General features: G+C 68.0%; 15 protein-coding genes and 3 pseudogenes. 12 read left to right on the forward strand and 6 right to left on the reverse strand.

The features are described from left to right. Positions 1 to 174: 174 nt before the first annotated feature. Together OHB49_RS40760 and OHB49_RS40765 are read left to right on the forward strand one after the other, a co-directional pair. Complete coding sequence (locus OHB49_RS40760) at positions 175 to 1,722, forward strand: pectate lyase family protein (RefSeq protein WP_329166007.1); 1,548 nt, start codon at positions 175 to 177, stop codon at positions 1,720 to 1,722. 398 nt (positions 1,723 to 2,120) lie between these two features. Next, entirely contained in the window at positions 2,121 to 3,197 is a 1,077-nt protein-coding gene (locus OHB49_RS40765) for a protein kinase family protein (RefSeq protein ID WP_329166009.1), read from the forward strand. Positions 3,198 to 3,271: 74 nt separating this feature from the next. Here the strand turns inward: OHB49_RS40765 and OHB49_RS40770 are convergent, their stop codons facing one another. Continuing rightward, positions 3,272 to 4,474, reverse strand: a complete 1,203-nt coding sequence (locus OHB49_RS40770; protein WP_329166010.1) for a PP2C family protein-serine/threonine phosphatase — start codon at positions 4,472 to 4,474, stop codon at positions 3,272 to 3,274. Between the two features lie 216 nt (positions 4,475 to 4,690). Between OHB49_RS40770 and OHB49_RS40775 the strand changes: the two genes are divergently transcribed. The 4 genes and pseudogenes from OHB49_RS40775 (at position 4,691) to OHB49_RS40790 (ending at position 9,558) form a co-directional block, all read left to right on the forward strand. Then, positions 4,691 to 5,284, forward strand: a complete 594-nt coding sequence (locus OHB49_RS40775) for a helix-turn-helix domain-containing protein (protein WP_329166012.1) — start codon at positions 4,691 to 4,693, stop codon at positions 5,282 to 5,284. Between the two features lie 136 nt (positions 5,285 to 5,420). Next, a complete protein-coding gene (locus OHB49_RS40780; RefSeq protein WP_329166013.1) occupies positions 5,421 to 6,299 on the forward strand; it encodes a class I SAM-dependent methyltransferase in 879 nt (292 codons plus the stop codon). A 306-nt stretch (positions 6,300 to 6,605) separates the two neighbouring features. Next, positions 6,606 to 7,183, forward strand: a pseudogene (locus tag OHB49_RS40785) (ATP-binding cassette domain-containing protein); the annotation flags it as partial. Between the two features lie 65 nt (positions 7,184 to 7,248). After that, positions 7,249 to 9,558: an FUSC family protein gene (locus OHB49_RS40790; protein WP_329166014.1), complete on the forward strand. Its 2,310-nt coding sequence runs from the start codon at positions 7,249 to 7,251 to the stop codon at positions 9,556 to 9,558. Between the two features lie 64 nt (positions 9,559 to 9,622). On the opposite strand, the pseudogene OHB49_RS40795 reads toward OHB49_RS40790, so the two are convergent. The 4 genes and pseudogenes from OHB49_RS40795 to OHB49_RS40810 all read right to left on the reverse strand — a co-directional run. After that, positions 9,623 to 9,945: pseudogene (locus OHB49_RS40795) on the reverse strand (transposase); the annotation flags it as partial. Next, a complete protein-coding gene (locus OHB49_RS40800; protein WP_443079622.1) occupies positions 9,946 to 10,821 on the reverse strand; it encodes an NAD-dependent epimerase/dehydratase family protein in 876 nt (291 codons plus the stop codon). A 39-nt stretch (positions 10,822 to 10,860) separates the two neighbouring features. Next, positions 10,861 to 11,835 carry an MIP/aquaporin family protein gene (locus OHB49_RS40805; protein ID WP_329166016.1) on the reverse strand — a complete coding sequence of 325 codons (975 nt, stop codon included), beginning with the start codon at positions 11,833 to 11,835 and terminating at the stop codon, positions 10,861 to 10,863. 94 nt (positions 11,836 to 11,929) lie between these two features. Beyond that, entirely contained in the window at positions 11,930 to 12,430 is a 501-nt protein-coding gene (locus OHB49_RS40810) for a carboxymuconolactone decarboxylase family protein (protein WP_030980001.1), read from the reverse strand. 47 nt (positions 12,431 to 12,477) lie between these two features. Between OHB49_RS40810 and pdxR the strand changes: the two genes are divergently transcribed. Beyond that, positions 12,478 to 13,929: a MocR-like pyridoxine biosynthesis transcription factor PdxR gene (gene pdxR / locus OHB49_RS40815; protein ID WP_329166018.1), complete on the forward strand. Its 1,452-nt coding sequence runs from the start codon at positions 12,478 to 12,480 to the stop codon at positions 13,927 to 13,929. 72 nt (positions 13,930 to 14,001) lie between these two features. Here pdxR and OHB49_RS40820 read toward each other — a convergent pair whose 3' ends face one another. Further along, positions 14,002 to 14,541: a TIGR00730 family Rossman fold protein gene (locus tag OHB49_RS40820; RefSeq protein ID WP_329166798.1), complete on the reverse strand. Its 540-nt coding sequence runs from the start codon at positions 14,539 to 14,541 to the stop codon at positions 14,002 to 14,004. Between the two features lie 392 nt (positions 14,542 to 14,933). Here OHB49_RS40820 and OHB49_RS40825 point away from each other — a divergent pair, with 392 nt between their 5' ends. The 5 genes and pseudogenes from OHB49_RS40825 to OHB49_RS40845 all read left to right on the forward strand — a co-directional run bounded on the left by OHB49_RS40825 (position 14,934) and on the right by OHB49_RS40845 (position 19,411). Then, entirely contained in the window at positions 14,934 to 15,317 is a 384-nt protein-coding gene (locus tag OHB49_RS40825) for a DoxX family protein (protein WP_030980004.1), read from the forward strand. A 131-nt stretch (positions 15,318 to 15,448) separates the two neighbouring features. Then, the gene (locus OHB49_RS40830) at positions 15,449 to 15,574 is read left to right on the forward strand and encodes a hypothetical protein (RefSeq protein WP_329166021.1); all 126 of its coding nucleotides are present in this window, start codon (positions 15,449 to 15,451) and stop codon (positions 15,572 to 15,574) included. Then, positions 15,571 to 16,482 (forward strand): annotated as a pseudogene (locus tag OHB49_RS40835) (RNA polymerase sigma-70 factor); the annotation flags it as partial. The gene OHB49_RS40830 and the pseudogene OHB49_RS40835, both read left to right, overlap by 4 nt. A gap of 399 nt (positions 16,483 to 16,881) precedes the next feature. Next, positions 16,882 to 18,081, forward strand: coding sequence for an alkaline phosphatase D family protein (locus OHB49_RS40840; protein WP_329166022.1), 1,200 nt, complete (start codon positions 16,882 to 16,884; stop codon positions 18,079 to 18,081). Then, positions 18,005 to 19,411: an alkaline phosphatase D family protein gene (locus OHB49_RS40845; RefSeq protein ID WP_329166023.1), complete on the forward strand. Its 1,407-nt coding sequence runs from the start codon at positions 18,005 to 18,007 to the stop codon at positions 19,409 to 19,411. Before OHB49_RS40840 ends, OHB49_RS40845 begins: the two co-directional genes overlap by 77 nt. The last annotated feature ends 476 nt before the right edge of the window (positions 19,412 to 19,887 follow it).

The raw sequence follows: 19,887 nt of genomic DNA on the forward strand, positions 1-19,887 counted from the left end.
CGAACTCGGTTCTCATACGAAAATTGTTGCGGAATCGGGAACGGCCATCACCACCCACATCTGGGCCGACCGGCGACCAGCCCGGCAACAGGTCGGCAGCCTCTACGGCCCGCCGAAATGAGCACGGTACGTAGCAGCAACACCCAGCATTCGACAACGAAAGGTGAGGCGAGGATGAGACGACCAGTCGCACTGCGACTCAATGCGGCGCTGGCCACGATGGCCCTTGCGGCCGCGACCGGTGTGGTCATGTCGATGCCCGAGGCGTCGGCAGCAACCGGTACCGCCACCGGCTACGCGACCCAGAACGGTGGGACCACCGGCGGTGCGGGCGGCCAGACGGTGCGGGCCACCACGGGGACCGCGATCCATGCGGCCCTGTGCGGCCGGGCCAGCAGCAGTACCCCGATCACCATCGAGGTCGAGGGGACCATCAACCACGGCAACACCTCCAAGGTGTCGGGCGACAGCTGCAACACCGCCGACGGCGTGATCGAGCTCAAGCAGATCAGCAACGTCACGATCGTCGGCGTCGGCGCCGGAGCGGTCTTCGACCAGCTGGGCATCCACATTCGCGAGGCCAGCAACATCATCATCCAGAACGTGACCGTCCGGAACGTCAAGAAATCCGGCTCGCCCACGTCCAACGGTGGTGACGCCATCGGCATGGAGAGCGACGTCCGCAACGTCTGGGTCGACCACACCACCCTTGAGGCGTCGGGTGGGGAGTCCGAAGGGTTCGACGGCCTCTTCGACATGAAGGACAACACCCAGTACGTGACCCTGTCCTACAGCATCCTGCGCAACTCCGGCCGCGGGGGCCTCGTCGGGTCCAGCGAGACCGAGCTCTCGAACGGCTTCATCACGTACCACCACAACCTGTACGAGAACATCGACTCCCGCACCCCCTTGCTGCGTGGCGGCATAGCCCACATCTACAACAACTACTACGTGAAGCTCAACGAATCCGGCATCAACTCCCGAGCCGGAGCTCGCGCGAAGGTGGACAACAACTACTTCAAGGACTCCAAGGACGTCCTGGGCACCTTCTACACCGACGCGGCCGGCTACTGGCAGGTCAGCGGCAACACCTTCGACAACGTGACCTGGTCCAGCCCCGGCAGCGAGAACAACCCCGCCGGCCCCAACCCCCAGTCCAACACCACTGTCAGCATCCCCTACTCCTACAACCTCGACGCGGCCAGTTGCGTGCCGGACATCGTGACCCAGACCGCAGGCGCCAACAAGGGGCTGCAGGTGTCGAACGGCAACTGCTCGCCGCAGACACCGACACCGACACCGACCACCCCCACGCCCGACCCCACCACTCCCACACCGGACCCGACCCAGCCCAGCGGGACCAACCTCAGCATCGGCGCCGGCTCCGACGGCTCCGGCAAGGCCGGCGGGACGAGTTTCGGCAACGTCCGCGATGGTGACATGAGCACCTACTGGTCGCCGGCCGGCTCGACCGGTTCCATCTCGATCAAGTGGGCTTCCGCTACTGCCGTATCCAGGATCAACATCCGGGAGGCGTCAGGCTCCGAAGGCAGCATCGGATCGTGGAGGGTCATCAACGGCGACACCGGAGCAGTCCTGACCTCCGGCAGCGGTGCGGGCGTCATTGCGGTCCCCCGAACCTCGCTGAGCAAGATCACCTTCGAGATCACCAGCTCGACGGGCACGCCGAAGATCGCTGAGTACGAGACCTACGCCGGATAGCGACGCGGTCCCGTCGACCGTCTGGGGTCGGCATCCCCGGACGCGCCGGGCAGCCGCCACGGGGGCCGTCGCACCGACGGCCCCCGTTCAGGTCCATCAGCAGAGCGTGGCGGTCACGGCGGAGCGCGGTGAGAACGAGCCCAGACGCATCCGAGTCCACCACCATGGCGTGCCGTGAGGGGCGCGGGCCACGAGGCCGGACCCCATCTCCCTCGCGCACTCGGGTACTTGGCGCAGCGGATGGCGCCCGGGAATTGTCGGGGTTCTACGCGTTGAGAATCTCGGTTCGTCGGGCCCTGCGAAGTCGGTGCTCAGGATGCCGGCCGGCTGCCAGAGATAGGCTCGATCATAATCGCGAGATCGCTGACGTTGATGGTTCGGGCATTGAGGAGTCGTTGATGGACCACCCGGACCCGCGGCATGTCGCACGTCTGGCCACGTACGGATCCGTTTCCACGCACCTGTCGCTGCTCAGCGACCATCGACTTGGCGAAGTCGTGGCCGCTGCCACCCCTCTCGGGTCCGGCATCGGGGGCAGGTCGGCGGAGCTCAAGGTCGGTGGGACCCGAGTCTTCGTCAAGCGAGTCCCTCTGACGGACATCGAGATGCGGCCGGAGAACCTACGGTCGACGGCGAACCACTTCGGCCTGCCGATGTTCTATCAGTACGGGGTGGGCTCAGCCGGCTTCGGGGCCTGGCGTGAGCTGGCCGTGCACACGATGACCACCAACTGGGTCCTCGGGAACGAGTACGAGGGCTTTCCGCTGATGTACCACTGGCGAGTCCTGCCGGACTCCCCTCCCCAGGGATTCACCGACGCCTTTGGGGGCATCGACGGGGCGGTCGCTCACTGGGAGGGCTCATCAGCCGTGCGTGAGCGGCTGGAGGCCATCGGTCGGTCCTCCTTCAGCCTTGTGTTCTTCCTGGAACACGTCCCGCACACACTTGCCGGGTGGCTGGGCGAGCAACGGAAGGCCGCTCCGGAAGGCGAAGACGGTCCTACGTACGCGTGGGCGGAGGAAGCTCTGACGCGTGGAGCCGCCTTCATGAGCACCCGCGGGCTCGTACACTTCGACGCCCACTTCAACAACGTCTTGACCGACGGCCGGTTGGTCTACTTCGCGGACTTCGGTCTCGCCCTGAGCTCCATGTTCGAACTCTCGCAGGGTGAAGTCGAATTCCTCACGGCCCATCTCACGTATGACAGCTGCTACATCGGGAACCATCTGCTGCGCCACCATCTACCCGACGGCGTGCGCGGCAAGGTGGAGCACGAGGTATTTCTGCACAACTGGGTCGCAGGTGAAAGGCCCGAGGAGGTCCCGTCCGCGATCGCCGCGATCATCGACCGGCACGCCCGGGCTTCCGTTGTGCTGGACGGATTCCACCGCCAGCTGCTTGCGGTGAGCAAACGGGCACCGTATCCGGCTGCCGACATCGAACGGGTCAGGCCGGGTGGTTGTTCGGCGCGGTAGGGGCAGGCGGGTCGGCTTGCGTTCGCAGGCACGGTCACGCGTCATCTCTTCACGGTCGATGGGGAGCGGCCAGGTCATAGGCGGACGACGACCACGGCCGTGTCATCGGTGGCGGAGCTGAGGTCGATGAGTGCATCCGCCAGTTCCTCCACCTCACCGTTGCCATGGCGAGCGAGGTGGTCGGCGAGGCGCTGCAGGCCTTGGTCGATGTCCTCCCCGCGGCGCTCGATCAGCCCGTCGGTGTACAGGACGAGCGTGGCGCCGTCGGCGTAGGTGGTGGAGGCCTGGGGCCGGGGGGTGTGTTCGAGGCTCGCCCCGAGTGGCGGGTCGGTCGCCTGGTCCAGGAAGCGGACGGTGCCGTCGGGGTCGGCCAGGGCCGGGGGCGGGTGGCCGGCGCTGCTGTAGGTGATGCGGTGGTCGGCCCAGGCGATGACGGTCTGCACCGCGGTGGTGGACAGGGCACCGGCCACGGAACGTGCGTACAGATCGAGTCCGTCGAGCGCCGATGCGGGGCCGCCCACGACGCGGATGGCGGCGCTGAGGGCGCTGCGCAGCTGGCCCATGACGCCGGCCGCGGCCAGGCCGTGCCCGACCACGTCACCGACGGCCACGGCGTACTTGCCGTTGGAGAGCTGGGTCACGTCGTACCAGTCGCCGCAGACGTTGAGGGCGTGGACGGCGGGGCGGTAGCGGACCGCTGCCTGGTGGTGGGCGAGGGCCTGGGGAGCGGGCAGCATCGAGTCCTGGAGCGCGAGGGCGATTTGTCGTTCGCGGGCGTTGGCCTGCCGCAGTCGCTCGTTGACCTGCTGCAATTCGCGGGAGCGGGCGTACAGCTCGAGTTTCATCTGGCGACGCCGGTGATCGGTGTCCGGGCCGCCGATGCGGACGAGGTCGGTGATTTCCTCGAGGCGGTGCACGATCAGTGCGACCTGTCCGTCGGAGTCCAGGACGGGGGCATTGAGCGGGCTCCAGTAGCGCTCTGCGAACACTCCTGGCCGGTCCGGTTCCTCCAAGTCGTGGCGCATAGGGCCCGCAACGTCCATGTCGCGGCTCTCCAGCACCCGGCGCAGTGACGCCTTCAGGTCCTCCATTTCGGATTCGTCGTTCTGTGGGAAGGCGTCGAACACGTACTTGCCTATGAGCTCGTCGCGGGTGCGACCGACCAGATTCTGATAAGACGGGTTCGCGTCCACAATGACGAACACGCAATTGAGCACCAGCATTGCGCTGGGTGACGCCTCGAAGATGGCGTGGTAATCGATCCCCGGTTCTCTCACGGCATACCCCGGACACGTTGGCGATCGAGTCCGCTGTTCGTGCTCCCTGCGTTCAGTATGCTGTTGGGCTGCCGTGGTCGCCTGTCGGCCGCATATACCTGCCGTCGCAGCTGTGAGCCGGCAGGAACGTCATGGTCCGTGCCCGGCGAAGATCGCCGTCCGACCCTGGCCCGCCACGCTCAGCACGCTTTGCGTATGGGGCATACAGTCTTGCTCATGACGCAAGGTGATGGTGGGCTCGACAGCCTGGTACGCAAACGGATCCGCGCGCTGCGGGTGGCGCAGGGCTGGTCGCTCGACGACTTGGCCGCCCGAGCCCGGCTCAGTCCCTCCACACTCAGTCGGATCGAGACCGGTCAGCGCCGCCTTGCTCTGGACCAGCTCGTCACCCTCGCCCGCGCCCTGGACACCTCGCTGGATCAGCTCGTCGAGACGGCCACAGACGATGTCATCTCCAGTCCGACGATCGACGCGGCCCACCAGATGATGCGGTGGCCCGTCCGGGCGGACCCGGGCATGACGGTCGTGCGTCAGCGGATGACGGATCCGCCGCCCGACAACCTTTCGCGTATGCGTGCCCATCCCGGCCACGAATGGCTTGTTGTCCTCTCCGGCACCGCGATCCTGCTGTTGGGCAACCGCCGCTTTCGCGTAGAGACCAATCAGGCCGCGGAGTTCCCCACCATGCTTCCGCATGCCATCGGTGCAGAGGGCGGCCCGTGCGAGATCCTGGGCATCTTCGACCGCGACGCCCGCCGCGGACACCAAAGCGGCGAGAGCTCAGGGGGCGCCGGCCGTCCGGCGCAGTGATGCGAGCGTCGCGCAGCCGCCTCTACTTGCCGCGAGGCAGCTGCCGCTTGCCGATTCAGCAGGCCAAGGTGCCATCGTCTTGCGCATTCGGAGAGCAACCGTGCCGCACGCCTCTGATCCTCTTAGCGTGGGTGCCATGACGCACACATCCCCGCATGCGGCGCACGACCACGGCGCGCACTCGGTCCACCAGCACGGACAGCAGCAGGACGCCGACGACCACGCGGAGATCCTCGACCTCGATGCGGAAGTGCTCGCCGAGCACATCGACTCCATCACAGCATGGCTGCCCGTCAAAGCCGCCCCCCGTCACATCGTGGACCTGGGCAGTGGGACCGGAGCCGGCACCCTCGCACTGCTCAAACGCTTCCCCGACGCCGAGGTGACCGCCGTCGACGCCTCGACCAGCCACCTGCGCCGCCTGCTCGAGAAGGCGAAGTCGGAAGGGCTGACCGACCGGGTGCATACCGTTCACGCCGACCTCGACACCGCCTGGCCCGATCTCGGCACGCCCCATCTCGTGTGGGCATCAGCCTCTATGCACCACATGGCCGACCCCGACCGCACCCTGCGCAAGGTCCACGACACGCTGGTGCCAGGCGGTCTGTTCGCCGTCGTCGAATTGGCCGGCTTCCCGCGATTCCTGCCCGAGGACGCCCCAGAAGACCGGCCCGGCCTTGAGGAACGCTGCCATGCCGCACTCGACCAGCACCATGCCGAGCACATGCCGCACCGCGGCGCCGACTGGGGGCCCATGCTGACCGCCGCCGACTTTGCCGTCGAGGGCGAACGCACCATCAGCGTGAACCTCGGCCCGCCCCACACCGAGGCAGTCGGCCGCTACGCACTCGGCAGCCTGCGTCGCATGCGCGGCAGCGTCGCCGAGGCACTGACGGTCGAAGACCTGACCGCTCTCGACCAGCTGCTCGATACCGACAGCCCTCGCAGCATTCTGCGCCGCGACGACCTGACGGTACGCACCGAGCGCAGCGTATGGGCGGCACGACGTACCTGATCGGGTACCAGGCGGAAGCCACTGCGGTCGGCACCATAGGCATAGGCGCCGGGGTCCGCGCGGCCGACGGGAGTTCAGGTCACCGTGAAGGTGCAGCGGCAGAGTCAGAGGCGTCTACTGCGGCAGGTGCCCCCATCCAGCGAGCCGTTTCCAACCTGCTTACAGTGCCGAAGCGTCGGCGGGCATGGGCGGTAGGCAACGACGAAGCTCGGGTGGCTGCAACGCCAAGGGAATTATTTCCGGCGGCAGCGACAACAGTGGCGAGTTGTTCGACCTGTGCCGGCTGTACTTCACCGACATCGCGACGGCGAACGCATCGACACGGCGAACACTGCCCGTCGCCGCGCTCTCAGCCGCGACCTCCAGGTCATTTTTCAGGACCCGTACACCCCCTTGAACCCGTCCCTGACCATCGGCGACATCCTGGCCGAACCGCTTGTCGGCCAGGGCATCGATGCCCGCGATGCCCGCAGCCGCGTCGGAGACCTCCTCGAGCGGGTCCACCTTCCGGTGGACGCGGCCGGGCGCCTGCCCCGCGAGTTCTCCGGAGGGCAGCGTCAGCGGGTCGCCATCGCCCGTGCTCTCGCGCTCCACCCGCGGCTCGTCGTCTGCGACGAACCGGTCTCCGCCCTGGACCTCACGACTCAACGGACGGTCCTCGACCTCCTCCTGGAAATTCAGGAGGACACCGGCGTCTCCTACCCCTCGTCTCCCACGACCTGTCCGTGGTCCGTGTCATGAGCCACCGGGTCGCCGTGATCCAGCGCCGACGACGAGGGCCGCGCGGGGGAGTGGATGGGCGGGAGCCCACGCACCGGTGGCTTCAGGCCGAGCCCGTCGTGCAGGTTGGCACCGGAGTCCGACATGTACACACAACCGCTTGATCACCCCCGCGGGACGGCGGGGCCAGGGCGCGGGTTGACTCGTGCCATGCTGGAACTTCCGTTTTATGGTGGCGAGCGGGGAAAGCGGCAGGGTGAGGACAGTGACACGGGCGAGCCGGACGAGGATCTGGGACCGGTTCTCGGCCTCCGATCCCGGACTGTTGCGGCTGATGGCCGGCCTGCGGACAGTCGGCGCCATCGCGCTCACGCTCGCGGTCCTGGCGCTGCTCAAGGCCGATGTGACCCACATGGTGGCCGGTGCCATCTCCGCAATGGTGGCGACCTTCGCGATCAAGGAGAAGCAGCAGCGCGAACAGGCCATCACGCTCGCGTTGGGCCTGCCCGTGGCGCTCGTGGCGATGTCGCTGGGAGCGCTGTTGAGCGCCCAGGTCGTCGCGGGCGACCTCGTCTTCCTCGCCTTGATCTTCGCCGCGGTCTACAGCCGCCGGTTCGGCGATCGCGGTACGGCCCTGGGGCTCATCGGGTTTCAGATCTACTTTGTGTCCCTGTTCGTCGGGGCCGCGGTCTCCGCGCTGCCGGGGCTGTGCGGAACACTGGTGGTCGCGTTCGTCTGCAGCGCGGTCGTACGGTTCGGCCTGGTTGTTGAGACGCCCGAACGCATTCTGCTGCGACTGCGCGAGGCATTCCGCGCCCGCCTAGCCCAATTGGTGTCCGCCCAGATCGAGTTGCTCGTCGCCGGGCCGGACCACGTCGAGAAGGCGCTGGAGGACGTACGCCGGCACACCGCGCGCCTCCACCAGAGCGCGATGATGATCCAGGGGCGGTTGGAGGAGGGCACCAGCGACAGTGCCACCGCCCTGCTCGTCCAGCGCCGTGTCGCCGACGCCGAGATCGCCGCCGAACGGCTCGGCGTACTCGTCCTCACCGCGCGCAGCTCCGAACGCGCCGATACGCTCACGCTGCATCTGCCGCACGCGCCCGCGCCGGCGCCCGGCAACCAGCTGCGGACACAGGACGACATCACCGCGACGCTGCGCCGTGATCTCGATGCGTTGCGTCTGCTCATCGGCCGCCCGGCCTCGGACAACCGCGGCGCCGCGGTGGCCCACCTGCGCAACCGGCTGCTCGGCTATCGGGACGAGGAGAATCTGCCGCGCGCCCCGGTCCCTGTCCAGGACGTCTTCCGCGGCATCGGGGAGGCGGCGCGCGGTGTCATGGGCCTGCGGCTGGCCCTCGACGGGCCCCAGGACGAGTCCGACGACACACCTGCGACGACGCGTTCCCGCGAGGAACTGGACGCCGAGGACGTCGCGATCGCGCAGGCCGAGGAGACCGAGCCTGTCGAGGACGTCCGCAAGGGACTGGAGCGTCCCACGACCCGTGCCGCGGTGCAGGTGTCGGTGGGTTCGGCGCTGGCCATCGTGGGTGGCGAATTCCTCTCCAGTCAGCGGTGGTACTGGGCGGTGCTGACCTGCTGGGTCGTCTTCCTGAACACTTCGTCCACCGGGGAGATCCTGGTCAAGGGCTACCGTCGGCTGCTGGGCACGGTTCTCGGCGTCGTCGCCGGTGTCGGCCTGGCGGGGCTGGTGGGCCACCACACCTGGACGGCGTTCGCACTCGTGCTGCTGTTCGTCTTCGCCATGTTCTTCACCGCGCCGCTGTCGTACGCCCTGATGTCCTTCTTCGTCACGGCGGCACTGGGGCTGCTGTACACCCTGCTCAACACCTACAGCTCCGCGGTGCTTGTCCTGCGCATCGAGGAGACCGCGCTCGGCGCCGCATGCGGCGTGATCGCGGCAGCCTTGATCCTGCCGGTGCACACCGATCGCCGTACCGACGAACTCCTCGGCACGGTGCTGACCCGGCTCGGTGTCGTCACCGATGCCGCGGTGGAGCAGCTGAGCGGCGGCCCAGCGCGCGATCTGCTGGATATGGCCCGGGAACTCGATACGGCACTGGAGGATCTGCAGTCCTCCACGCAGCCGTTGACCCACCCGATCACCCCGTTGCGGACCCGCCGCCAGACCGCTCGCTACGTTGTGGCGCTGCTGGAGACGTGTGCCTACCACGCGCGTTCGCTGGCAGCGACGGCCGAACTCCTCCCGAACAGCAAGAGCGTCGCCGCGGACCCCCTCCTGAAGGGAGCAGGACGGCGCATCGCCCACAACATCGAGGTCCTCATCGCGCGTGTCGAGGACGACGACAGCGACGGCGTGGTGGAGACGGGTGCGAGCCTGGCCTCCATGCTGGAGACGGACACGCCCGGCACCCCTCGGCACGACCGTGTCACGGACCGCGTCCTGCGGCATCTGCAGCGCCTGGACGAAGGGTTGATCGGTCTGGCCCGCCCTCTCGGGGTGTCTGTCGCGACACCCGACCGGGCGTCGTCCCGCGGCAGGGGCAGGGGTGCGTAGCCGGGCCGACCGCGCCGACGACCTCGACGCGGCAACCGTGAAGGGCTGACTGGCCGTGAGGTCGGATCGTCTGGCGGGAGGCTTCGGGTCCATGGACCGCGGCCAGGCGGGCCTGGACCTCACAGGTCGTCAGGCCCTTTGCGGACTGGGAGATCACCATTTCGTCCACGCCGGACGGGCGCTTCTGCCGCTTGCGGACGATCTTCGGCTCGAAAGATCCGTCACGGTCACGGGGGCACGGAAGTCTCCACCGGGCTGACGTCCGTGAGTACGGTCTCGCCACGGGTGTCCGTGGAGGGAGTTTCCGCCGTTCCTCCCGGCCGGGCTGTGTTCGTCATGGCCGAGGAGATCGGTGGTGTCGCCCTCAAGGGCCGACTTCAGCAGCCGCTAGGACGCGTCCTGTGTCGCGAAGCCGTATCGCCACGTCTCGTGCTCGGGCTGCCATCCGCGGGAGCGGGCCAGGGCGTTGGACGCTCCCCGTGCCCAGCTCTGCCGTCCTGATGTGGCTTCCGGGGTGGGTACGCCGAGTGCCTCGGCCAGGACGGGCAGCCACTGGCGCCCCTGTGCCGGCTCGTCGTCCACGATGTTGACAGGGCCGGATGGCCAGTTGAGGGCGGCGACGGTGGCTTTTGCGGCATCGGCCACGTGCACGAACGAAGTGACGGAACGGTCCGCCTCAAGGTATGCGAGAAGACGCGCGGTCGAGTCACCTGCCAGGGCCGCGGCAACGGCGCCGCCGGGCGCGTACCAGGTGCCGGGGCCGTACAGGATGCCGTACCGCAACGCCACGGCAGTCCCCAGCTCAGCCGCGGTTTCTTCCAGGGCCTGGATACCGTCCACCATTCCTCCTCGCGGCTGCGCTGCCCCGGTATCGAGCGGGACGGTCTCGTCGGCCGGCGCCTCTCCCGGCGCGTAAGCCCAGGAGATCGATTGCGCGACGATCCTGCCCACCCCGACGGACTTGGCCGCGTCGACCAGGTTGCGTGTCCCCTCCCGGCGCAGCCGGTTGGTCGCTTCCCCGTCTGCGTCCGACAAGGCGGTGAGCTGGTGGATCACCGCATCTGGTGCGTTTGCCGTCATCACCTGCAGTAGACCGGTTCTGTCCAATGCGTCCGCCTGGACGGCTGAGGCGCCCTGGCGTCGCACGCGCTCGGCTCCTGCAGGCGTTCGGGAGAGTCCTGTGACCTGATGTCCGGCGTCCAGCAGGAGGGGGACGAGCAGTCGGCCGACCGCGCCGGTCGCGCCGGCGATCAAGATGCGCATGGGGATCAGTCCTTCGTTCGGTTCGGGAATCAATCCTTCTCACAGGGGAGGCCGCGCAGAGGGGAAGCCGTCCTTGGAGGTCTGGATGTCGTTCATCCAGATGCAGTGCAGTGGTGTGTCGCGTATGACGACGTCGATCGCCAGGCGGCTCGGCAGTGGCAGCGTGCCCGGGAGCGACTCCACCCCCGTCGCAGCCGGGGTGCGGATCGAGGAACGTCGGCTCACACCGGCGGCAGCATTGCCCTCCGGTGGCGACTGCTTGCTCGCCGGTACCCGCACTTTGCGTGTCAGCGGCCGGCGCCGGCTGAGAAGGTGGTGCAGCCAGGCCCCCAGGACCGCTCCCAGGACCGGCGCGACCAGGTAGATCCACAGATCAGTGCTCTGCCCGGCGAGTGCGGCTGGGCCGAACTGGCGGGCTGGGTTGATTGAGCCGCCGCTGCGGGGACCCAGGACAGCGATCACCAGCGCGACGGACAGCCCGATGACGTACGGCACCAGGCGTGCATAGCGGGCATGGGCCATGGTGAACCCGACAGCGACGATGATGATCGTCATGCTGCCCGCCTCGGCTACGAAGACGGACGTGGGCTGCCACGTGGGTGCGGGCGCGATCGCCGCGTAGTCCACCGACGGAAGCGAGACCGCAGGCCCCCACACCAACCGCCCAAGACCGGTCCCCGCCGCGGACCCGGCGAGTTGGGCCAGTACGTAGGGCACAACGCTGCGCCCGGGGAAGACGCCCATGAGCCACAGGGAGACCGTCACGGCGGGATTCAGGTGGCCCCCACTGCGCCGGCCAGGCGGGCTGAAAATCAGCCCGGTGAGGATGGCCCCGCTGAGACCGCCGATGGCTGCGAGCGCGGCGTCGAGGTCCTCCACGTACAGAGCGGAGTCCGGGTCACGCAGCCACCTGACGACCGTCACCGCCAGGAACAGCATGACGGCGGTGAGCGCGAACTCGTCGGCGGCACGCGACAGGCGCAGCCGACGTGACAGAGAAGAGACGGTACTCACCAAAATCTCCTGGTGTTGGCCTGCCCGAAGCAAGATCGGAGCCGGGATGGTGCCGAACAGCGGGTCCGGTCGTCCCGGACCCGCTCCGGACCTGTCAGCCGACGGGGGTGTAGTGGCCGGGGACGAGGCGAGTGGAGACGCCGAAGCGGTTCCATGCGTTGATCGTGGTGATTGCGACGATGAGGCGGGCCAGCTCGGTCTCATCGAACTCCGCCGCGGCACGCGCGTACACCTCGTCCGGCACGAACCCGTCCGTGAGCACGGTGACCGCCTCGGTCAGCTCGATCGCCGCGATCTCTTTGGCCGTGTAGAAGTGCCTCGACTCCCGCCAGGCGTCGAGCTGGAAGATCCGCTCTGCGGACTCGCCTGCCGCAAGCGCATCCTTGCTGTGCATGTCCAGGCAGAAGGCGCAGTGATTGATCTGAGAGGCGCGGACTTTGACCAGGTTCAGCAGGACGGGCTCGACTCCCTGCTTCGCCGCCGTGTCCAGGCGGACCATGGCCTTGAACGCCTCCGGGGCAAGCTTCGCCCAATCCAGTCGGGGTGCGTGCTCGGGAAGACGTTCCAGGCTTTCGTGTGCTTCGTTCGTGTTCATGGCTGCAACGCTACGCATCCGGTGGCACTGAAGTAGGGTCCATTTCCGTGACAGATTCACAGACCAATTCAGAGACCGGCCCGTCCACGGAACCCGGCACCGACCTCCATCTGGAACTGCGTGGACCCGGGCTGCGCGCCGGTCTGACGAATGCCCTCCGGGACGCCGTGCGCACGGGGAGGTTGGCCCCCGGCACCCGGCTGCCACCATCCCGCTCGCTCGCAGCCGATCTCGGTGTCTCGCGCAACACCGTGACCGACTCCTACGCCGAACTCGTCGCGGAGGGCTGGCTCACCGCCCAACAGGGATCCGGGACCCGGGTGGCCGCGCGGGCCGAGCCGCGCGGGGCCGCACCCGCCGCCTCCCGCGCGCAGCCGCCCCGGAAAAGTCCCATGTACGGCCTGCAGCCGGGTTCACCGGACCTCGCGAACTTCCCCCGCGCGCAGTGGCTCACCGCTGCCCGCCGCGCCCTGACCTCGGCACCGAACGACGCCTTCGGCTACGGCGACGCCCTCGGCCAGGTCAGACTGCGCACCGCCCTCGCGGACTATCTGGCGCGAGCCCGCGGGGTGTACGCCGAGCCGGAGCGGATCGTCATCTGCTCCGGCTTCCACCACGGGCTTGCGCTGATGGCACAGGCGCTCGAGGCGCGGCAGGTCCGGGCGGTGGCCGTCGAGTCGTACGGACTCGACCTCTATCGCGACCTGCTGACCGGCGCCGGCCTGCGCACCCCGCCCGTCCACGTCGACGAACACGGCGCGCGCACCGAAGACTTGGCGCGGTTGGACGGCATCGGCGCGGTGCTGATGACACCCGCCCATCAGTACCCGACGGGGGTCGCGCTGCGCCCGGACCGTCGCACTGCGGCTGTCGAATGGGCGCGGCGCACCGGCGGACTGATCCTCGAGGACGATTACGACGGGGAGTTCAGATACGACCGTCAGCCGGTGGGCGCCCTGCAGGGCCTCGACCCCGACCGGGTGGTGTACTTCGGCTCGGCAAGCAAGTCACTGGCGCCCGGGGTGCGGCTCGGCTGGATGGTCCTGCCGGAGGTACTCGTCCCGGAGATCGTTGCAGCCAAGGGGTACGGCGACTACATGTCCAGTGCGCTGGAACAACTGACGCTCGCGGAGTTCCTGACGTCAGGCGCGTACGACCGTCATGTTCGCTCGATGCGGCTGCACTACCGGCGCCGCCGCGACCAACTGGTCACGGCCCTGGCCCAGAGAGCCCCCCACGTACGCGTGACCGGCATGGCCGCCGGACTGCAAGCGGTCCTCGAACTCCCACGCGGAACGGAGCACTCGGTCACCGAGGCGGCAGCGCGGCAGGGCCTCGCAGTCAGCGGGCTCGCTGAGTTCCGCTACGAAGTGCCGGAGGCCGGCCGGCGGCTGCCCGAACAGGACGCGCTCGTGGTCAACTACGCGGCTCCCTCGGACAGTGCGTGGACGGGTGCGCTGGACACCCTGTGCAGGGTGATGCCCCAGACGCAGGCTTGATGCCATCGGCAGGGCCGCCGTGGCCCGCATGCTGCTTCAGGTGGTCGATCACCAGGGGCCGACGCTCTCGACTCACCGCGATCCGACGGATGCCTCGACGTAGGCGAAGGCGTCGGCAGCCGTGTCGGCGGGGAAGAACAACTTGTTCAGGGGTACCGGCAAGAATCCCTCCTCCTCCATCCGGCGGAGTTGGAGTGTCAGACCGTCGTAGAAGCCAGCCGTGTTCAGGAGCACCACCGGCTTGTCGTGCAGGCCGTGCTTCTTCAGCTCCAGGATCTCGGTCACCTCGTCCAGCGTGCCGAGGCCGCCCGCCATCACGACCACCGCGTCCGCCTGGGCGAGCAGCAGTGCCTTCCGTTCGGCCAGATCATCGGCGAACACCATTTCGTCGGCGTCCTGCTTGGCCCACTCCCGCAGGAAGGTGACCGAGACCCCCTCGAGCCGCCCTCCGGTCTCCCGCACCCCGTCGGCGACGACCTTCATCAGCCCGGTATCGGATCCACCCCACACCAAGGTGTGACCCCCCTTGCCGAGCAGCTCCGCCAGCTCGCGTGCAGGCCGGGTGTAGTGCTCGTCGAGGTCTGCGGCGGAGAGGAAAACACAGATCTTCATCGCGGTGGGCGCTGCTGTCGTCATGGTCCCGACCGTACGTACTGGACATCCCGGCTGCATGGACCAATTCCCAGGTGGCGGAGGGGACCAATTCGCCGATCGGTCGAGCCCTCGCCGTCGGCTGACCGCCGGCGCCCGTCGCCGTCCGAGGGGCCCGCGACACACCTCACGCACGAGCGGTCGACGGACCGTGATCGCTGTGGCCCACGCGACATGCGCCCCGCAGGGCACCCCGGTGAAGGTCATCGACGGTCGGGATGAGGACATGGCCAGGAAGGCCGTACGCGCGCGCCCGCCTTGCCATGCCCGTGCCCGGGTGTTCGGAGATGTCACGGGCGGGGTTGCTGTCTCGTCGTATGAGGTGCAGGCAATGCTCGATCAAGGAGTAGATGATGAACCTCGCATTGTGGATCGCTGCCGGACTGCTGGCCGCAGTAGCCCTGACCGGCGGCATCAGCAAGACATTCGTGCCCAAGGAGAAACTGGCTGCGGTCCATGGTGGGGGATGGACCGAGGACGCCGGCGTCGGCTTCGTCAAGACGCTCGGTCTCTTCGAGCTCCTGGCTGTGTTGGGCTTGATCTTGCCCGTCGCGGTCGACATCGCACCGGTTCTGGTGCCGGTGACTGCCGTCTGCTGGGTCTTGCTGATGGTCGGCGCGATGGTCACCCACGGCCGCCGCGGCGAATCCAAGTTCGTGGTGCTGAACCTGATCTATCTCGCACTTGCAGCATTCATTGCGTGGGGCCGCTTCGGCCTCGAGCCCTTCACCGGCTGACCGGCGGCAACGAGAGTTCCCGATCGCCCGGCCCGTCCCACTCGGGACCAGGGTCCGATGACACCCTCTGGCGGCCGGGCAGTCTCGTCTCGGGATTGAGAGTCGATCGTCGATCATGGAAGGTGATGATCATGCGAGTGTTCGTGGCAGGCGGGGCCGGGGCGATGGGGCGGCGCCTGGTGCATGAGCTCGTGGCGCTGGGGCACCAGGCGTGCTACCCCTCATGGCGCCAGGGCTGCAAGGAGGAGCTGGCATGAGCAGGACCGAGGAGTTCCAGGAGCTGCGGCCTCTGTTGTTCTCGATCGCCTACCGGATCCTGGGCAGTGTGAGCGAGGCCGAGGACGCGGTCCAGGAGACCTGGCTGCGCTTCGAGGCCTCCCCGACACAACCCAGGTCGACCAGGGCCTACCTCTCGGCCGCGGTGACCCGGATCTCGATCGACGTGCTGCGCTCGGCCCGCGTCCGGCGGGAGGTGTACGTCGGGCCGTGGTTCCCCGAGCCGTTGCTCGTCGACCCTTATGAGGATCCGGCGCGGTCGGCGGAGCTGGCCGACTCGGTATCGATGGCAGCCCTGTTGCTGCTCGAGCGGCTCAGCCCGCTCGAGCGGGCGGTCTTCGTACTGCGGGAGGTGTTCGACTTCGGCTTTCCCGAGGTCGCGTCGGCGGTCGGGCGCTCGGAAGCGGCGTGCCGCCAGCTGGCGGTGCGGGCGCGGCGCCATATGGCCGCAGGCCGGCCCCGCTTCGAAGCGGACCGCGAAGAGCGGGCGGAACTGGCGTCGCGGTTCTTCGACGCCGTCCGCGAAGGCGATGTCGTCGGCCTGCAGGAACTGCTCGCCGCCGACGTATCGGTGGTCGGCGACGGCGGCGGCAAGGCCCCGCAGCTGGCCAGGGCCGTCATTGGTGCCGAGAACGTGGCCCGGCTGCTTGCCTCCATCTTCCCCCGGCTGGCCCGGATCGACGTGACGTTCGAGCCGCACGAGGTCAATGGCCAGCCTGGCGCGATCTTCCGCGACCGCGGCGGCAAGGTGCTCCATACCCTGGCGCTCGATGTACTCGACGGGCAGATCCAGACGATCCGCTTGGTGATCAACCCCGACAAGCTCGGGCACATGGGCCCAGTAGCGGACGCCTGGGCAATCGCCCGCGAAGTGAGACAGGCACGCCGGACGACGGGACAGCCGCAACAGCCGACCGCACATCGACCCCCCTACAAGCAGCTCAACTCCATCACCGGCGGAAGCACTTCGCCATCCCGGGGGGATGAGGCAAGGAAGACGGCTGGGGAAGGCCCACACTTCGTGGACGTTCCCCAGCCGCAGTCGGACTGAGAGAACCGACGTCACCCAGGTGGCCGGTCATACAGTGCTCGACGGTTCGCCGACCGTGCCGTCATCGTCTGCGGGTCAGGTGGTGAGGCGGCCGGCGATACGCAGACAGGTCTTGCAGGTCGGTGGGCGGCCGGCATCGACGAGATCGAACGCTACCGAGATCGACCGGATGCAGACAGTCGCTGTTCGCCTCACGGACAGCCGATCGGCGATCTTCGTGTTGCAGTCTCACCACACATGACCAACTCTTTGAGAACTCTTGATCGGCGCAGATTCCTCACCTTGACCGGTGGCGTGGTCGCCGTCCTGACTGTCGCTCAGCTGAGCGAGGCACTCGCCGCCCAGGCCACTGAACTCGACATGGCGCCCTTCACCCTCGGTGTCGCCTCCGGCGACCCCGACCATGAAAGTGTCGTGCTGTGGACCCGCCTGGTGCCGGACCCACTGAACGCCGAAACCGGTGGCATGCCGGCGGAACCCGTCGAGGTGCAGTGGGAGGTGGCGCGCGACGAGTCGTTCAGGAAGGTGATCCGGAGCGGGTCTGTGTCGGCTCTGCCCGAAGCCGCCCACACCGTGCACGTGGTGGTGGACGATCTCGCACCGGACCGCTGGTACTGGTATCGGTTCCGGTCCGGCGGAGTGCTCAGCCGCACAGGACGCACCCGCACCCTGCCCGCACCCGGCAAAAAGGTGGACCGTATGCGGTTCGCCTTCGCCTCCTGCCAGTCGTGGACCGGCGGCCGCTACTCCGCCTACCGCGACATGGCCCAGCAGGATCTCGACTTCGTTCTCCACCTCGGCGACTACATATACGAAACATCCGGTGGCAGCCTGGCCGAGTTCCGCCGACTGCACGCGCTCTACAAGACCTCGCCGGACCTGCGCGCGGTGCATGCCCGCTTCCCGTTCATCCTCACGTGGGACGACCACGAGGTACAGAACAACTACGCCGGTGACATACAGGGCGCGACCGGTGACGGCCGCCCGTTCCTCGAGCGGCGGGCCAACGGCTACCAGGCCTACTACGAGCACCTCCCGATGCGGCCGGAGCAGAAGCCGAACGGCGCCGACGCGCTGATGTACCGCAAGGTCCAGTTCGGCAAGCTCGCCGAGTTCAGCGTGCTCGACACCCGTCAGTATCGAACCGACCAGGCGAACGGGGACGGCCGGAAGCCCCAGACCCCGGAGGTCTGGGACCCCGAGCGCACCATGACCGGCCCGGAGCAGGAGAAGTGGCTGCTGAACAACCTGGCCACCTCAAAGGCTCGTTGGAACGTCATTGCTCAGCAGACCATCATGGCCCAGTTCGACTACGACCTGGGACCTGACAAGATCGTCAACCTGGACCAGTGGGACGGCTATGGCGGGCGCCCGCGACCGCATCCTCGAGTTCATCGCCAAGGAACGGCCGTCCAACCCCGTGGTGCTCGGCGGTGACTGGCACACCCACTGGGTCAACGACCTCAAGACCGACTTCGACGTCTCCACTTCCGAGACCATCGCGACCGAGTTCGTCGGAACCTCGATCTCCTCGGGCGCGGGCTGGGACGCGGACGTCCGCGCGGGCCTGCCCGCCAACCCGCACGTGCGGTTCTACAACGGCACGTATCGCGGCTACGTCATATGCGACGTGACACCTGATCGTTGGCGCTCCGACCTGCGTATCGTCCTCGCGGCGGGCGACGGGGCCTCACCCGCCTACACCATCGCCGCTTTCAAGGTGAAGGACGGCAGACCCGGCGCCCGGCGCATCGACGCGGGTGACGGACTGGTCGGCCGGATAACCAGCCGGGCCACGGGCCGGAGCGCACCGAACGTGCAGATCGCAATCAAGAAGTCGGACGGTTCCACCCTCGGCACCAGCACCACCGACGCGACCGGTGAGTTCCTCGCTTTCGCACCGCCCGGCGACTACACGGTTACTGTCAACGGCGTCGGCTACGAGCCGGTGACCGCCGCGGTGACCGTACGCCCCGACAACCAGACCCGAGTCGACATCGCCCTGCGGCAGGCGGCGGTACGCGTGGGCACCGGCCACTCGGTGCCCGGTCCGCAGTCCCAGGCGACGGCCGATGACCTCGTCCTGTCCAACAGCATGATGGCAATGGCCGTCTCGGCGGGCTCGGAAGATCCCCAACTGTCCGGCGTGACACTGGGCAAGCCGCTGGACATCGCGGCTGTCGGACATCTGGACCAGCTGGACTGGATGAACCTGCCCTACGCCTCGACCGCCCAGCCGCGCGGAACCAACGCCTGGCAGCAGTTGACCGTACGCTCCACGGGATTCGAAGTGCTGTCGGCCGACGGGCCTGCAGCCTCCGCGCGGTTCACCGGCGCCAGCACCCAGGTACCCGATATCGCAGTGGCCACCACCTTCACGATCCGTCAGGACGAGCCCTGGGTCTCGGCCGAAACCATCTTCACCAACAACGGCGCCGTGCCCCGCACCTTCTGGCTGGGCGACGTACTCGACCACGACGGGGCAGGCCAGCGCAGCGGGGTAGCCGGACACGGCACCATCACCGCATCTGCCCCCGCGGACTTCACGCCGGCTCAACCGTGGATCGGCATGACGGGTTCGGATTCCCAGACGTACGGCCTGCTCTACGACGAGCCCGGCTTCACCGCTTATGCCACCGGTATCTGGGTGATGAGCCAGCGCAATGTCACGATCGAGCCCGGCACCACGTTCGCGCTGCGCCGCAGGATCGCCGCCGTCGACAACGGCGGTACGGCCGACCCGTTCGCGGTGCTTGCCACCCTGTGACGAACGAGGTGCGGGCCCGCGAGTGTTGTGTCCGCGGAGGTTGGTGACGGCTCGCACCATGCGGTGACCTCGTCTGGGGAAGGGCCACCCTGATCAGGGCCTTGGGCCTGAAGCAACGGCCGGCACGCGGGAGGGGCGGGGCCGCGGGAGCGCGGTCCCGCCTCGTGCGTCGCGAAGCCGGACGAGTGAGTCGCAGGGGAGAGGCTGTGTCACGAGTTGAGGCTGTCGCTCCTGGCGTTGTGGCGGCGCCGGTGCGGATGAATGCCTTGATCTCCTGTACGAGGGTGGGCATCGCGGCCCGGACAGTAGTCCGAAGAGCACGCGGACGCCGTGCCATGCGTTCCGCTGAACCTCTGTGTGTGCCACAAACGATCGTTCGTCACCGGAAACTCCGGTGCGGCTCGACGGTTTCCTGCGGAATCGCGTACGGCCTCTGGACAACGACGCCCGCTGCGGCCACGATGATGGCTACTCCA

This window comes from Streptomyces sp. NBC_01717 (assembly GCF_036248255.1).
GTDB lineage: Bacteria > Actinomycetota > Actinomycetes > Streptomycetales > Streptomycetaceae > Streptomyces.